Source organism: Nocardia sp. NPDC050630, from assembly GCF_044457245.1.
GTDB lineage: Bacteria > Actinomycetota > Actinomycetes > Mycobacteriales > Mycobacteriaceae > Nocardia.
On the sequence record NZ_JBITGN010000022.1, the window covers coordinates 41,646 to 55,260 of the forward strand.

The 13,615-nt window shown below is 65.0% G+C and carries 19 protein-coding genes; 8 read left to right on the forward strand and 11 right to left on the reverse strand.

The genetic code is table 11. From position 1 onward, the window contains the following. Positions 1-62: 62 nt before the first annotated feature. A complete protein-coding gene (locus ACIBG0_RS35310; protein WP_397038725.1) occupies positions 63-497 on the forward strand; it encodes a holo-ACP synthase in 435 nt (144 codons plus the stop codon). A gap of 60 nt (positions 498-557) precedes the next feature. On the opposite strand, the gene ACIBG0_RS35315 is transcribed toward ACIBG0_RS35310, so the two are convergent. Beyond that, a complete protein-coding gene (locus ACIBG0_RS35315) occupies positions 558-1,178 on the reverse strand; it encodes a TetR/AcrR family transcriptional regulator (RefSeq protein ID WP_245567053.1) in 621 nt (206 codons plus the stop codon). A gap of 314 nt (positions 1,179-1,492) precedes the next feature. On the opposite strand from ACIBG0_RS35315, the gene ACIBG0_RS35320 reads away from it, so the two are divergent. Continuing rightward, positions 1,493-2,752 (forward strand): hypothetical protein, encoded by a 1,260-nt coding sequence (locus ACIBG0_RS35320; RefSeq protein WP_397038727.1) that lies wholly within the window; start codon positions 1,493-1,495, stop codon positions 2,750-2,752. Between the two features lie 153 nt (positions 2,753-2,905). Here ACIBG0_RS35320 and bcp read toward each other — a convergent pair whose 3' ends face one another. Further along, positions 2,906-3,379, reverse strand: coding sequence for a thioredoxin-dependent thiol peroxidase (gene bcp, locus ACIBG0_RS35325; protein WP_397038728.1), 474 nt, complete (start codon positions 3,377-3,379; stop codon positions 2,906-2,908). Positions 3,380-3,566: 187 nt separating this feature from the next. Between bcp and ACIBG0_RS35330 the strand changes: the two genes are divergently transcribed. Continuing rightward, positions 3,567-3,788: a DUF3618 domain-containing protein gene (locus ACIBG0_RS35330; RefSeq protein ID WP_397038730.1), complete on the forward strand. Its 222-nt coding sequence runs from the start codon at positions 3,567-3,569 to the stop codon at positions 3,786-3,788. Between the two features lie 61 nt (positions 3,789-3,849). Here ACIBG0_RS35330 and ACIBG0_RS35335 read toward each other — a convergent pair whose 3' ends face one another. Both ACIBG0_RS35335 and ACIBG0_RS35340 read right to left on the reverse strand, forming a co-directional pair. Continuing rightward, the gene (locus ACIBG0_RS35335; protein WP_062993065.1) at positions 3,850-4,146 is read right to left on the reverse strand and encodes an excalibur calcium-binding domain-containing protein; all 297 of its coding nucleotides are present in this window, start codon (positions 4,144-4,146) and stop codon (positions 3,850-3,852) included. Positions 4,147-4,282: 136 nt separating this feature from the next. Beyond that, positions 4,283-5,260 (reverse strand): pirin family protein, encoded by a 978-nt coding sequence (locus tag ACIBG0_RS35340; RefSeq protein ID WP_397038732.1) that lies wholly within the window; start codon positions 5,258-5,260, stop codon positions 4,283-4,285. Positions 5,261-5,318: 58 nt separating this feature from the next. Between ACIBG0_RS35340 and ACIBG0_RS35345 the strand changes: the two genes are divergently transcribed. Continuing rightward, complete coding sequence (locus ACIBG0_RS35345; RefSeq protein WP_397038734.1) at positions 5,319-5,783, forward strand: MarR family winged helix-turn-helix transcriptional regulator; 465 nt, start codon at positions 5,319-5,321, stop codon at positions 5,781-5,783. A 1-nt stretch (position 5,784) separates the two neighbouring features. On the opposite strand, the gene ACIBG0_RS35350 is transcribed toward ACIBG0_RS35345, so the two are convergent. The 3 genes from ACIBG0_RS35350 to ACIBG0_RS35360 all read right to left on the reverse strand — a co-directional run bounded on the left by ACIBG0_RS35350 (position 5,785) and on the right by ACIBG0_RS35360 (position 7,833). Next, positions 5,785-6,096 carry a hypothetical protein gene (locus tag ACIBG0_RS35350; RefSeq protein WP_397038736.1) on the reverse strand — a complete coding sequence of 104 codons (312 nt, stop codon included), beginning with the start codon at positions 6,094-6,096 and terminating at the stop codon, positions 5,785-5,787. 92 nt (positions 6,097-6,188) lie between these two features. Next, positions 6,189-6,824: a transglycosylase SLT domain-containing protein gene (locus ACIBG0_RS35355; protein WP_397038738.1), complete on the reverse strand. Its 636-nt coding sequence runs from the start codon at positions 6,822-6,824 to the stop codon at positions 6,189-6,191. A gap of 538 nt (positions 6,825-7,362) precedes the next feature. Next, positions 7,363-7,833: a MarR family winged helix-turn-helix transcriptional regulator gene (locus tag ACIBG0_RS35360; RefSeq protein WP_397038740.1), complete on the reverse strand. Its 471-nt coding sequence runs from the start codon at positions 7,831-7,833 to the stop codon at positions 7,363-7,365. A gap of 77 nt (positions 7,834-7,910) precedes the next feature. Here ACIBG0_RS35360 and ACIBG0_RS35365 point away from each other — a divergent pair, with 77 nt between their 5' ends. Continuing rightward, the gene (locus tag ACIBG0_RS35365) at positions 7,911-8,285 is read left to right on the forward strand and encodes a cupin domain-containing protein (RefSeq protein ID WP_397038742.1); all 375 of its coding nucleotides are present in this window, start codon (positions 7,911-7,913) and stop codon (positions 8,283-8,285) included. A gap of 193 nt (positions 8,286-8,478) precedes the next feature. Here ACIBG0_RS35365 and ACIBG0_RS35370 read toward each other — a convergent pair whose 3' ends face one another. The 3 genes from ACIBG0_RS35370 to ACIBG0_RS35380 are packed head-to-tail and all read right to left on the reverse strand — an operon-like array spanning position 8,479 to position 10,599. Then, entirely contained in the window at positions 8,479-8,916 is a 438-nt protein-coding gene (locus ACIBG0_RS35370; RefSeq protein WP_397038744.1) for a hypothetical protein, read from the reverse strand. Positions 8,917-8,949: 33 nt separating this feature from the next. After that, entirely contained in the window at positions 8,950-10,158 is a 1,209-nt protein-coding gene (locus tag ACIBG0_RS35375) for an alcohol dehydrogenase catalytic domain-containing protein (RefSeq protein WP_397038746.1), read from the reverse strand. Positions 10,159-10,215: 57 nt separating this feature from the next. Further along, positions 10,216-10,599, reverse strand: coding sequence for a hypothetical protein (locus ACIBG0_RS35380; protein WP_397038748.1), 384 nt, complete (start codon positions 10,597-10,599; stop codon positions 10,216-10,218). Between the two features lie 374 nt (positions 10,600-10,973). Between ACIBG0_RS35380 and ACIBG0_RS35385 the strand changes: the two genes are divergently transcribed. The 3 genes from ACIBG0_RS35385 to ACIBG0_RS35395 all read left to right on the forward strand — a co-directional run bounded on the left by ACIBG0_RS35385 (position 10,974) and on the right by ACIBG0_RS35395 (position 13,031). Beyond that, positions 10,974-11,363, forward strand: a complete 390-nt coding sequence (locus ACIBG0_RS35385) for a hypothetical protein (protein WP_397038749.1) — start codon at positions 10,974-10,976, stop codon at positions 11,361-11,363. Positions 11,364-11,532: 169 nt separating this feature from the next. Further along, positions 11,533-11,679 carry a hypothetical protein gene (locus ACIBG0_RS35390; protein WP_157110833.1) on the forward strand — a complete coding sequence of 49 codons (147 nt, stop codon included), beginning with the start codon at positions 11,533-11,535 and terminating at the stop codon, positions 11,677-11,679. A gap of 284 nt (positions 11,680-11,963) precedes the next feature. Further along, positions 11,964-13,031, forward strand: a complete 1,068-nt coding sequence (locus ACIBG0_RS35395; protein ID WP_397038752.1) for an NAD-dependent epimerase/dehydratase family protein — start codon at positions 11,964-11,966, stop codon at positions 13,029-13,031. Between the two features lie 241 nt (positions 13,032-13,272). On the opposite strand, the gene ACIBG0_RS35400 is transcribed toward ACIBG0_RS35395, so the two are convergent. Continuing rightward, positions 13,273-13,605, reverse strand: coding sequence for a hypothetical protein (locus tag ACIBG0_RS35400; protein WP_397038754.1), 333 nt, complete (start codon positions 13,603-13,605; stop codon positions 13,273-13,275). Positions 13,606-13,615 lie beyond the last annotated feature (10 nt).

The window sequence follows — 13,615 nt, forward strand, 5'->3', positions numbered from 1 at the left end:
CGCTACGGCGGCCGCACTCTGAGTTTTTCATTTGGGCTCGAAGGCTGAGGAGCGGCGACGCATTGACCATCCTGGGTATCGGCTTGGACTTGGTGACCATCTCCGAGTTCGCCGAACAGTTGCAACGGTCCGGAACCACCATGCTCCGGGAGAGTTTCACCGCCGGTGAGCGGCGCTACTGTCAGAGTAAGGGCACCGACCCGGCACGCAGTTACGCTGCGCGCTGGGCGGCCAAAGAGGCGGTGCTGAAGGCATGGGCGTCTTCGCGTTTCGCGCGCCGCCCGCAGATCGGCGACAATCCGTACCCCCTCATCGAGGTGGTCAACGACGCCTGGGGTCGCCCGAGTATCAAACTGCACGGCCTCGCCGCCGAATTCCTGCCTCGCGCAAGGGTTCACTTGTCTCTGACGCACGACGGCGACACCGCGGCCGCGATGGTCGTCCTCGAGGACCCGGGTGAACTCGCCGACCTGATCGACGGTCGCGAAGCGCAGTAGCCGACCCATGTTCGAGCCGGGAACCCAGGGGTGCCCGGCTCGAACTCGGGTTGCCAAAGGTTAGCGCTCCCCGCCTGTTCGGGATTCCTTTTCGGCGACCATGAGGTACGCCACCATCAGCCGTTTGAGTTCGGAGACCGCTTCGGTGTTGCTCTGGTCGTCTTGCACGGAGAAATTCAGCATCGAGTAGACGACGTGTACCAGGACTTCGGCCATCATGGTGCGGCGTGCGCGTGGGGTGCGTGGGGTCAGCGGGCGCAGCATTTGCGAGACGACCTCGGCGAATTCCTTTTCGTGGATCGCGCCGGTGGCTCGGGTGGACGGGGTCGACTGCATGGCCAGCCATACCTCGCGCCGGGACGGGTCGGTCATCCACAGATTCGCCAGATGGTCGACGAACTGGTTCATATGCCGCAACCAGTCCAATGACGGGATTTCACCGTGGAAGTCGGCGAGTTCCTGCGAAACCGCAACCAGGTCTTGGCGATTCAGCTCGCAGACGATGACGTATTTATTGGCGAAGAACTGATACAGCGTGCCGATCGGCACTTCGGCCCGCGCGGCCACCTCTTCACAGGTGAACGATTCGAACCCGACCTCGACGAGCAATTCCCGAGACGCCTGCAAGAGGGCATCGAACTTGCGCTTACTGCGTTCCTGAGTCGGCCTGCGCCGCGGCATGAGCTCCTGCGGGTCGTCCTGCAGGTCCAACGCAGGGTCCGGACGTCGCTGCTTCGACCTGGCCTGCGTGCGTACATCCACGTATCAAGGCTAGCGGTATCGACACGCGTGCGACACGCGCACCATATCTGCGTGTTAAGGACTGTCACATTTCATCACCCATCCAAGCCTGAGATGGCGCCGAACACATAACCGAGCGTGCGTGCATCTCAACGCACGTTTCATGCCGGGGAATCCAAGGGGCTCAGGGGTTTCGGCAAGCTCGTGGGCTCTGCAATTGCACTGGGAAGGCGTGATCAGTGGGAGCTCGATCCGTGGTAACACTAGGCGTTTCCACCGAACGCGGCGCCGTTCACGCGGTAGCCCTCGCCGACGGCGGCGAGAAGCTACCCGAGCGGGTGCTGCTTCAGCGGGTGGTGAAAACTCGTGGCGATTCGAAGGCGGACCTCGCGGTCGCGGTCCAGACGGCGCTGGACACCCTAGCCGCAGAGCTGGAGTCGGAGCGGGAGATCGTGGGCACGGCGGTCGCTTACCGCGATGCCGTCGAGCGTCGCGCCATCGTCACCCAATTGGCGTCCGGGCCGTGGCATACCGCCTCGCTGGTATCGGCCAAGTCGGCACATCTGAGTGTGGCCGGGGTCATGACCTGGCTCGATGAATTCGACGATCTACTCATCTGCGAGCTGGTCCCCGGGCATCAGGCGTTCACACTCATCGACCGCAAGCGCAGCCGCGTACTGGCCGCGACGAGCCAGGCCGGAAGTGCTTCCGCCGAGGCCCTCGACGTCGCGGTGTCGGATGCCTGGGATCAGTTCGAGGCGGCCATGGTCCGGCCGGATGCGGTGGTGCTGATCGGTTCGGCCACGGGTGGACCAGTGGTGGCCGCGGCGATGGACGGCTTCGGCGCGCCGGTACTGCCGTGCAAGATCGCGACCTCCGCATCGGCGGTCGGTGCCGCGCTGTTCGCGATGAGCGATGCGATGGGTGTGAACGAGCCGATCGAGCCGGTTCGCGGTACGCGCGGTCACACGGCGCTGCTCGTCGCGGCCAGCGTGCTGGTCGGCGGGCTGGTCGCGGGAGGCATGTATGTGACAACGCGTACGGGCGCGGTCGTCGCGGACGCGCGGGTCACTGCGGATGCCCGCGTGGTCGATGGTGATGCCGGATCGGCGAGCGGCTCCACCGCGGGCTCCTCGGTGCGGCCGGATATCAACCCATTCGATCGTCCGGAGACCCGGCAACCCGCCGCCGCCGGATCCACCGGCGACTCGACGGTGGCCGCCTTCGATCTGGACAACCTTCCGCAGTACAACGAACACTGGGGCGCTCAGCCATCCGTATTGGTGTCTCCGGATGCACGCGAGCACGGAAACGAGGCGGCCGGATCCCCTCAGCAGCTCCCGGGCACCGGAATTCCGGGGACGACCACGAAGGTAGGTGCTCCGAACGAGGCCATGCTCTTCCCCGGTGAGGCTCCGCCGCCGGCGGCCTTCACCCCCGAGTTCTACCGCTGGTGGGACAACCATGTCCGCATGCTCATGCAATGGGCGGCCCAGCAGTTGCAACCCGCCTAGGAGAAAATCTTCGAGAGGTCCGGTGCCCCAGCGGCTTCCGGACCTTTCGCTTTATGCGCCCTCTGCCTGAACGAAACCCGTTGGGCGCAAGCCGATCGGCGCATCGGCCGTGGACGGCTACGAGCAGGGCATGCGCTCGTTCGAGCAGCAGGTCTACACCGATAGGTCGCGACGGAGTTTCGCGACGTGGCCGGTGGCGCGCACGTTGTATTGCGCCACTTCGATTTTGCCTTCTTCATCGACCAGGAATGTGGAGCGGATAACGCCGGTGACGGTCTTGCCGTACATGGTCTTCTCACCGAACGCACCCCACGCGGTGAGGACGGATTTGTCCGGATCCGAGAGCAATGGGAAGGTGAGATTTTCGTTGTCGCGGAATTTGGCCAATTTGGCGGGCTTATCGGGGGAGATGCCGATGACATCGATGCCCGCGCCCTCGAGGTCGGCGAGGTTGTCGCGGAAATCGCAGGCCTGTTTGGTGCAGCCAGGGGTGCTCGCGGCAGGATAGAAGTAGACGATCACCTTGCGGCCGCGGTAGTCGGACAGCGAAACGTCCTTGCCGTCGGCGTCGGGCAGGGTGAAATCAGGGGCGGGATCGCCAGGGGAGAGTCGTTGGTTGTCGGTCACCTCTTGCACGGTAATCGAATGTCGCGACAACGCAGCCGCACCGACGCAGCCCGGCTGGCTAGACTCGTCGGCGAGCGCGGTTCGCGGCACATTTGAATCGCGGTGTGAGCGACGGGCTCGCCAGGCGGCAGCCTGCGTAACCTCGGACAGGCCCGCGAGCACCGCAATTGAACACAGGAGGATATACGTGGCTAGGGATACCGAGCGGATCGAGCGGGAGATCGAGGCCGCACGGACACGGCTCGCGAGCACGCTCGACGAAATCGCCGTGCGGGCCGATCCACAGCGCATCGCCGATGACACCAAGCACATGGTGTTGGCGAAGCTCAATCAGCCGAAGGTGAAGTACAGCCTGGTCGGCGCGGCCGTGGTGGTCGTCGGGTTGGTGCTGGTCAAGATTTTCCGCTGAGCCCACAACGCAGAACACCCGGTGTGGCTGAGCACACCGGGTGTTCTGCGTTTCAGGGCTATCAGACCGTCGGGCAGGCGAAGCCGTCGCCGTCCGGATCCAAATGCGGGCCGTAGCCCGGTTCCCCGCGGAAAAGCGGTGCCCGACCGGCCGCGCGGGCCTCGTCGCAGTTGGCGAATGCGCCACCGGCCGAGCCGGTCTGGGACATGCCTGCCGAACCGGTCGCGGCCGATCCGGTATCGATGGCGGATGAGCCTGTTCCCGCGGAACCGGTGGGGACGTCGGCCAGGGCTGCGGGCGCCGCTAGAAAGGCGAGTGCTGCCGCGGCAACGCTGACGGTGAGCCGGCGAACGTTCATATATTCCTCTGTTTGTGTGCTGCGGTGGAGTAGCGTCCAGGGGGAGACGCCGCATCCACTGTTGTGACGGGCCGCGTACTTGTCAACTGCGCAGCAAAACAATTAGGGGCATTAGGGGACAACGCCCCTTCTTCAGTTATTCGCCCAAACGTCTACCGACCAGATGCTCGGCCGGGATATTGCCCATGCGTCCGGCCTGGTAATCCTGCATTGCCTGGATGATTTCGGCGCGGGTGTTCATGACGAACGGACCGTACTGCACCACAGGCTCTTTGATCGGCAGACCACCGAGCAGCAGCACCTCCAGATCGCCGGTGCGGTTGTGTTGCATAACATCCGCGGCGACGGTGATCGAGTCGCCGGGACCGAATACCGCGAGTTGGCCTTCGCTGATCGGTCGGCGCTCGGCGCCCACCGTTCCGCTGCCGGACAGTACGTATGCCATCGCGGTAAACCGTTGCTGCCATGGGGTTTCCAGCTGACCGCCCGGGGTGATGGAGGCGTGTGCGTACGCGATCGGTGTGTAGGTCGACCCCGGACCCGCGTAGCCACCCATCTCACCCGCGATAATGCGCACCAATGCGCCACCGTCGTGCGAACTGACCAGCGTCAATTCACTGCCGCGCAGATCCTGATAACGCGGTGCGGCCATCTTCTGCGCGCGCGGCAGGTTGACCCACAGTTGGATGCCGTGGAACCAGCCGCCCGCGATGACCAATTCCTCGGCGGGCAGTTCATCGTGCAGAATGCCGGAACCGGCCGTCATCCACTGGGTATCGCCCTCGCTGATGACGCCACCGCCGCCATTGGAATCGTGGTGCACCATGGTGCCGTCCATGACGTAGGTGACGGTCTCGAAGCCGCGATGCGGATGCCATGGCGCGCCTTTGGCCTCGTAGGGCTCATAGGCGACCGGACCCATCTGGTCGAGCAGGATGAACGGATCAGCCGAGCGCAGATCCATGCTCGGGAACGGCCTGCGCACCTCGAAGCCCGCGCCTTCGCGCTGCTGATGTGCGGTGCTGATGCCGCTCACCTGCCGCTCCCGCGTCGAATCCGTGGGTCGGGGCAGGCGCGGCAGCACCATGATGTCGGGGACGGTGATGGCGGGCATGGGCACCTCCTGAATAGTTGGTGTCCATGTCAACCAAACACTGGCTAGGATCATTCCCGTGGTGCGTTGGTTGAACGATGACGAGCAGCAGACCTGGCAAGCCTTCATCCGGCTGCGCCAGCGCCTGGATGCGGCGCTATCGGCAGGGCTGGCCCAGGACGGTCTGTCCACCGCCGACTACGAACTCCTGGTACCGCTGTCGGCCGCGCCCGGCGGTTGTTTGCGTGCCAAGGAATTGGCCGCCGAGGTGTGCTGGGAGAAGAGCAGGCTCTCGAAACATTTGGCGCGCATGGCCGCTCGCGGACTCGTCGACCGTCGCCCGGCCGCGGACGACGCCAGGGGGATTTTGGTCGAACTCACCCCCGAGGGACGCAAGGTGCTCGAGAAGGCCGCCCCGAACCATGTCGAATTGGTGCGCAGGATCTTCGTCGATCCGATGACACCCACCGAGGCGCGTGCACTGCGCTCGCTGGCCGACAAGGTGGTCGTCGAGGCCGAGAGCGAGTCCGAACTCGGTTATTGAATCACCACGGTGCGATCGGCGGCTTCACCCACAGCAGCTTCTCGTCGCTGCTATTGCGCTGTGCCGCAGGGTGATTCGGATGCCGGGCGGCCCAGGCGTCCTTCTCCTCCAGCAGCTTCGCCACGGTCGTCCAGGTCTCGTCGGTGCTCGGCGGATTCGTCTCGGCCGCGCGCGCCAGCTTCCGGCGGACCGCCGATGGCATATCCAGCAGTTCCGTCCCGGTGATGCCGCGATCCCAGATATAGGTGGCGAGGCGGCGCGCCTTCTCGGCGCGGCTCTTCGACGCGTGGTCGGAGTGGGCGTAATCGGTCATGGCGGAATCCGCATCGTGGTGGTCGGTCCTGGTCGACCCTACGACAATGCCTCCCCGCCGACGGCGGGGAGGCATTGTTCAGCAGTCGTGGATCAGTACGCCGAGTTGACGTTGTCCATCGAGCCGTAGCGGTGGGCTGCGTAGTTGCAGGCCGCGGTGATGTTGGCGACCGGATCCCAGATGTCCCATGCGGTGCCTTCGACGTGGTAGGCGTTGAAGGTCGGGTCGATCACCTGGAGCAGGCCCTTGGAAGGAATGCCCTTGGCGGCGTTGGAATCCCAGAGGTTGATGGCCTGCGGGTTGCCGCCCGATTCGCGCATGATGTTGCGGTAGATGCCGTTGTAGCTGCCCGGGATGCCCTGGCCGGCCATGATGTCGAGGGCGTGGTGGATCCAGCCGTCGAGGTTGTCCTCGTAGACCGGGGCCGGGGGCGGCGGCAGGGGCAGCCCCGGAATCGCCGGCAGTTCGGGCAGTGCGGGCAGACCCGGGATGATCGGGGCGTCGACCGGGGTGACCGTGGGGGCCGGCGCGGCCGCGTCGACCGGCGCGGCGGCCACGGGGGCCGGCTGCTGCTCGGAGACCATGGCAATGCGCGACGGAACGCTGTCGTCGGCCAGCGCGACTACGGAGGAGGTGCCGACGGCGATGACACCGGCCGCGGCCACTGCCAGGGTGACACCGTCACGCAGTGAAAGGCGGCGGAAAGAAGGGAGGCGTTTGTCGAGCATTTCGAAATCAGTTCCTTGTCGTGTCCAGAGAGGCGATCCGGCCCGGTTGAGGCAGTGCGGATCTCCGACGGGGCACCCGGTGGGAAGGCCCGCCTGAATCGGTTCGTATGCTGTTTTCGGGTTTTGTTGTGAAGGCCAGGCGAGCCCTGGCGCACGACGCGGTGCGAGTCACCCGAGGTCGGTTCCCGGCGGGTGCCGCTGTCGAGCGTGGAGAAATGCGGTCACGGGCTGTTGTGCCGCTGATATCTCCAGCGACCGCTGCGGATGGAAGCCATCTGCCGTTGCGATCGTTTTCCGACTGTGTGTGGATTGCTCCACGGTGTTACCAAACTGCAGGTCTGTTTCGGACCGGGTCTCAGCTTGGTCACGGTCCGTTAACGCAACGTGAACGAATAGTGAATGGCAGGAGTTGCCGATCTTGGAAAGCCCTGGTCGCACTCCTGGAAACCCCCTCTATGCGGGGAGTTTGCTTCTAAACGTGATGTGACGCAGGTCACTGAAATTTCGGAGTAACGCAGGCCACTTTGTCTCGATTTGGTCACCAAGAGGCCGGACGGACGCGTCCGGGGGCCACTACGCGGGTCAAAATGTTACGCAATTCGGCCACCTTCGAATCGCCCAAAACGGATGCCCACTGGTCGGCGAATTCGGCTGCGGCGGCATCGGCCGCGCGCGTGCAGGCCCACCCCTTCGGGGTCAGTGTGATCAACCGTGCGCGCGCGTCGTCCGGATGTGCGTTGCGCTCGGCGTAGCCCTTGCGCACGAGCTCGTCCACCAGCTGACTTGCCGCCTGCTTGGTTACTCCCAGATGTTCAGCCAACTCGCCGACTGTCGCCCCGTTCGGTGCCAGCCGCACGAATGCGAAGCCGTGTGCCGGGCGAACATCGCCGAATCCGGCCGCGACCACTCCGGCGTGAATGGCGTCCGTGGCGGCCGCTCCCGCGGCGAGCAGCAGCAGCGCGAGGTCCTGGCCGGGTCGCAGGGTCGAAGCGGGTTTCAGATTCGACATGACTGACATCTTGACACGGATAGGCAAGTTGCTTGACTATATAGTCAAGTTGCTTGACCAAATAAGGGAGTTCTGACATGCCAGTGACCCGTGCCGCCGATGCCGAAGTCCACGAAATGCACGGCACCCGATTCACCTCCTACATCCGCCCCGGCACCGGCAGCGCCGAACTCTGCGTCTGGCAGATCCAGGTGCCGGCGAACACCGACGGCGTGCCGCACAAGGTGCTGCGCGAGGAGGCGTTCGTGGTCATCCAGGGCGCGGTGACAATCACGATCGACGGGCAGTCGGAGCCTCTGGTGGCCGGTGACGCCGCTGTGGCACCCGCGAATTCAATGATCGCCCTGACGAATTCGGCCGCCGAGCCGGCCGTGCTCGTCGTGACGGTCCCGGTCGGATTCCGCGGTGAGCTGCCCGACGGAACCGTCATCAACCCGCCCTGGGTCGCCTGATCGGGTAGGTGACCAACAACACACCCGGCGCTACCGTAATCGGATTGATGAAACGAAAAATCCCCCGTCGGAAGTTCTACCTTCGACGGGGGATTCTGTATCTGTGCGGTGACGCAGGAACGGTACTCAACAGAACATGGTCGAGGATATGGACGCTTGTACCGACTCCTCGGCTCCGAACCGCGTCGAGGCGCTAGCCGCCGAATCCGATCAGTGCGTCGGCGAGGTTATCGGTGTGGAGCACATCGAGGGCGCGCTGACGCACGTCGGGGCAGGTCTGGACGGTGATGCGGTCGATGATGGTCTTGTCCCGGATCACGTCGTCATTGAGGCTGTCGTTGCGGGCGGCCCAGTCTTGGACGGTTCCGTTGAAGCTCACCTTGGCGATGGTCGTGCCCTGGTCGCGCCAGTTGTCGATTTCGGTTCCGATCATGTCGCACAGCTGACGGGTTGCCTGGGGCGTGATGTCGGGTCCCGTCGATGGTGCAGAGGTCGGCCTCGATGTCGTCGGCAGAGTGCTCGTCATGACGCCGTCATGGTTGTCGTTGTTGTCGGAGCATCCGGTGAGTGCGGCCAGACCCAATGCGCCGATGGCGAGGAGCGAGCGTGCGATGTGGTGGTGTATCGACATGGCATTCTCCTTCGGAGAGCATCGATTCGAGCATCACATGGGGACGACGGTCTTGACCCATCCGCCTTCGCGGCGATCGAATGTCTCGTAGGCGTCGATCATCGACAGCGGTTCCGCGTGCTGGGTGATGTACCGCGTGGGGTCGATATCGCCGCGGGCGACCCGATTGAGTAGACCGGGCACGTAGCGATGGTGGTTGCAGTTGCCGGCTTGCACGGTCAGGTTGCGGTGGAGGGTCTCACCGAGGGGGTAGCGGTCGAATCCGGGTGGATATACGCCGATGATTCCGAGGGAGCCGGCTTTCGCGACGGCCTGGGTCGCCCAGCGTGCCGCCAGGCTCGGTGCGTCACCGACCAGCCACTGGCCGTCGTCGATATTGCCCTCCGGCGCGGCCGTGCGGCGTTCCTGTTCGAATGTCGAAGTGTCGACGGGAAGATTGTCCGCCGCGGGGCCGGACTTCGGCGCCTGCGCGTCGACACCCACGGCGTCGATCACGCGATCCGCGCCGATTCCGCCGGTGAGTTCTCGTACGGTCGCGACCGGATCTTCGGCGTTGAAGTCGATGGGTTCGGCGTTCTGCGCTCGCGCCATCTCGAGTCGGTCGGGGATGGCATCGACAACCAGGACTCGCGCGGCGCCTTGCCTTTTCGCGGCGGCTATCGCGCATTGCCCGACCACTCCCGCACCGAGAACCAGGACGGTGTCGCCGCTACTTACCTGGGCTAGGCGCGCGCCGAACCACCCGGTCGGCAGTACATCGGAGACCATGATCGCCTGGTCGTCGGTCACGCCGTCGGGAACCTTGACCAAGGTATTGGTCGCGTATGGAATGCGTGCCGCCTCGGCTTGTAGTCCGTCGACAGGTCCGGTCGCCGCGGGGCCGCCGAAGAAGCTGGTACCGGCATGCGGGCCGTTCGGATTCGCGTTGTCGCACTGCGCGGTATAGCCGGCGCGACAATAGGAGCAGTACCCGCAGGAAATGGTGGAGCACACCACCACGCGATCACCGGCCGCGAATCCCCTTACCGCGGAACCGGTTTCGAGGACAACGCCGACCGCCTCGTGTCCGAGGACGGTGCCGGGTGTCATCCCGGGCATGGTGCCGCGCACCAAATGCAGGTCGGTTCCACAGATCGCCGAGGTCGTGATCTTGACGAGGGCGTCGGTGGGTTCTTCGATTTTCGGGTCGGCGACCTCGTCCAGACGGATATCGCCCACGCCGTGCCACACGATCGCTTTCATGGTCGAACTCCCTAGTTGTCGGGCTATGCACAGGTCAGCTGCTGGGATGCGGCATCATCATGTTCGCCTGCGCCGCAGGATGATCCAGGTGAGCACGGCGGCGGACCCGGCGGCGATCGCCGCGACGGGCACGCGGTTGCCGCGTGCCGAATCCGCGACCTGCTTGCCTACGTCCTGGAGTGGTTCCGATACCGACGGCGTCGGGTTCTCGACCAACTGTCCTGCTCGAGTCGAGTCGTCGTGCGCGACATCGTCCACCACGTGTCCGGTCTCAACCGTGCGGTGCTGCGCCCCTCGCGCGGGCTCGTTGATCTCGGTCTCCGCGCCGGCCGGAATATCAGCTCTGTCGCCGAGTTCGGAGATGCGCTGGTCGAGTCCCTGTCCCGCTCGATCACGGTCTTCATGGATCGGTTCCGGGGTCTCGGGGAGGTCTGCGGTCATCGTCGGCTCCGATCTGCTCCGGGGTCCCGATCCCGCAGGCGCCGCGTCTCGGCTTGCACGCGGTGCGTCAACCGCGTGGTCGCATCGGCGACTTTCCTCGACATCGGACATGTTTCGGTGTCCGGTCGGTTCCGCGTGTGGTGAACCATGGATACCTCACCTCCTGTGCGCCGCCTACCCGTCGACGTCCGGATGAAACGGGAAACATGCCGTGCGAGCTTCGCGCCGCCATGCGACCGCCCTCGGACACGCCGAGCGCTTACGGATTCGCTCCCGATGCGTCGGGTAAACAGGGACAGTCAGCTGATCGCTCGCGGAGCGGTCACAGGCGCGATGACGTCGAGCGTCGCTGGGACGGAAAGGAGTGATCTCTCATGACCGATCCGAACAACTCTTGGGATCCGCCGCAGGACACCGGTGCGCCGGACCCCGTCGAATCCGATGGGGCGGCGCTGACCGGCGCCGAGGATCTGGACGAGGACCGACTGCACGCGGACCCGCTCGAAGCGGGAATGGATCCTCCAGAACAGTGGACCGGGGCCACGAAGTACGGAATGACTCCGTGGGAACAGGCCCACGATCGTGGTCTGGAAGAACGGTTGGCCGAAGAGGAACCCGAGGTGGCACCGACGGAACCGGCCACACCGGGCCCCGCGGAGGCCGCGGCGGTGTGGACGGGTGAGCAAGAGGATCGAGAACCGGACGTCTATGAGCGAGATCTGGGCATCTCGGCTGATGGAACGACTGCCACACGGAATTCGTAGACGCGCGCGGGGGTCGGCGTCGAGCGACGAGGCCGGTTTGTGCGGCCGAGCTCGTGCACTGTTTCACCGGCCCGAATCCGGACACCCTGCATAACGGATCGGATCGACCCACGGCGTGACCGTGATCGCTAGCCGCGCACTCCGGTCACCACGAAGACGGGAGAAATCCATGAGCAACCAGGACGTTATCGCGCAACTCCGCCAGGACATCACCACAGCCGAAGACGCTGGTGATGAGCCGACTGTCGCTCGACTTCGCGCAGAACTGATGGAAGCGATGCGGCATGCGGACAAGCCTGCCGACCAGGATCGTTAGTGGCCGCCGCCGCGGTGGCTCTGGTGTGGCACTGCAGAAATCGCTGATTGCGTGATCATCGGCTATGAGCGCGGCGCCCACAGGCGGCGCGATAACGCCGATGCCGCGTAGCGAGGCGTCCTCGACGGCCAGTTCGACGGCGTAAACGTTGTTGTCGGTGCCGTCGACGCCGCAGCAGTTCCGGCGGATCAGTCCGGGCGAGCAACCGCCTCTGGGGTGCGGTGTCGTCGCGACAATGGCGGGTATGTCGCTAACGACCCTCGACGTCGAGCGAAGGAGCGGACATGCGAGTCGTTGTCGTCGGCGCGACCGGAAACGTCGGAACGAGTGTGTTGGAGGCGCTATCGGACGAAGCCGGAGTCAGCTCGATTGTTGGTATTGCGCGGCGCGTACCGGGCAAGCCCCACGACGGCGTCGAATGGGTTCGTGCGGATGTGCGAACCGACGATCTGGAATCCTGTTTCCATGACGCCGATGTGGTAGTTCACCTGGCGTGGTTGTTCCAGCCGACCCATCAGCCCCTGGTCACATGGCGCGCGAACGTCGGCGGCACGGAACGTGTGCTGCGCGCCGTGGCGGCGGCACAAGTACCCGCATTGGTATACGCCTCCTCGGTCGGTGCGTATTCCCCGTGTCAGGACGACCGGCCGGTACCCGAGAGCTGGCCGACCGACGGCTGGCCTCCGGCTGCGTATATGCGTGAGAAAGCCTACGTGGAACGGCTTTTCGACCGATTCGAGGCTGAAAATCCGGAGCTGCGGGTGGTTCGGATGCGGCCGGCATTCACCTTCCGTCGGGAGACAGCTAGTCAGCAGCGGCGCTTGTTCGCCGGACCGCTGCTACCGAATCGCCTGATCAGGCCCGGGATTGCGCCGGTCCTACCGGTGCCGCGTGGCCTGCGGTTTCAGGCCGTGCACAGCCGTGACATCGGTCGCGCCTACGCGCTGGCGATCAATTCCGATGCCCGCGGTCCGTTCAACCTGGCCGCGGAGCCGGTGATCGACCGTTTCCGTCTGGCCGAGTTGTTCGGTGCCCGGGTGGTGTCGGTGCCGCCCGCACTCGCGCGCACAGCGCTCGCGATGGGATGGCACGCGCGAGCGCTGCCAGCGGCGCCGGAGTTGTTCGATGCGATGATGCGCCTGCCGATTATGGATACCGGGCGCGCCCGAGCCGAGCTGGGGTGGACACCTCGTTTCACGGCGGTGCAGGCACTCCGACAGATGCTGGCCGGTCTTCGTGCAGGCACGGGAGAGGACACGCCACCCCTGACCGCCGACGCGGGCGGACCATTGCGATGGCGCGAGTTCCTTTCCGGGGTCGGTGGTCGAGACCTCATCGACCAGCGCGGCTGAAAACCCATGGTTATTGCGGCGGCTGAGGCAGTATCGGTTTCCGGCGGGTACGGCCTGACGCTCGGCTGTCGCGCCGAGGCCGCCTCGACACCCTGACCGGATCGTATTCGACGTCGACCCCTCCGACGGTGACTTCACCGTGGCGTCTATCCGGACTGCTAGGCGACTATTGCTGAACTGACCAGCGAAAAAGCCAACGGACAGCCCGTTCGAGGGGGCTGCTGGCCTGTGCCCTGCAGCCTCAGCGGATTTGCGCGCGGATGATCGCAGCGTGGGCGTGCAGTACGGCGGGCAGCGTGCCGATAAGAACGGCGGTCGAAGCGTGATCGATGACCGAGGTATCGGCGCGGCATACCGTGAGGTTGCAGCCGATCAACGGCCGCTCCAGTAAAGACAAGGCCTGGGTCCAATGGTCGATGACGATGCGCTGGGCGAGCTCGTCGAGCGCGGCGGCGACCTGCGTACCGCTGCCGATGTGATAAACGCTCCACCACACGCCCCGACCAGCCGGCCAGGTGAGGTCGACCAGGCAGTTCAGCTGCTCCGCAGGGCTCACTACCGATCGGGTGGCCACCGGATAATTG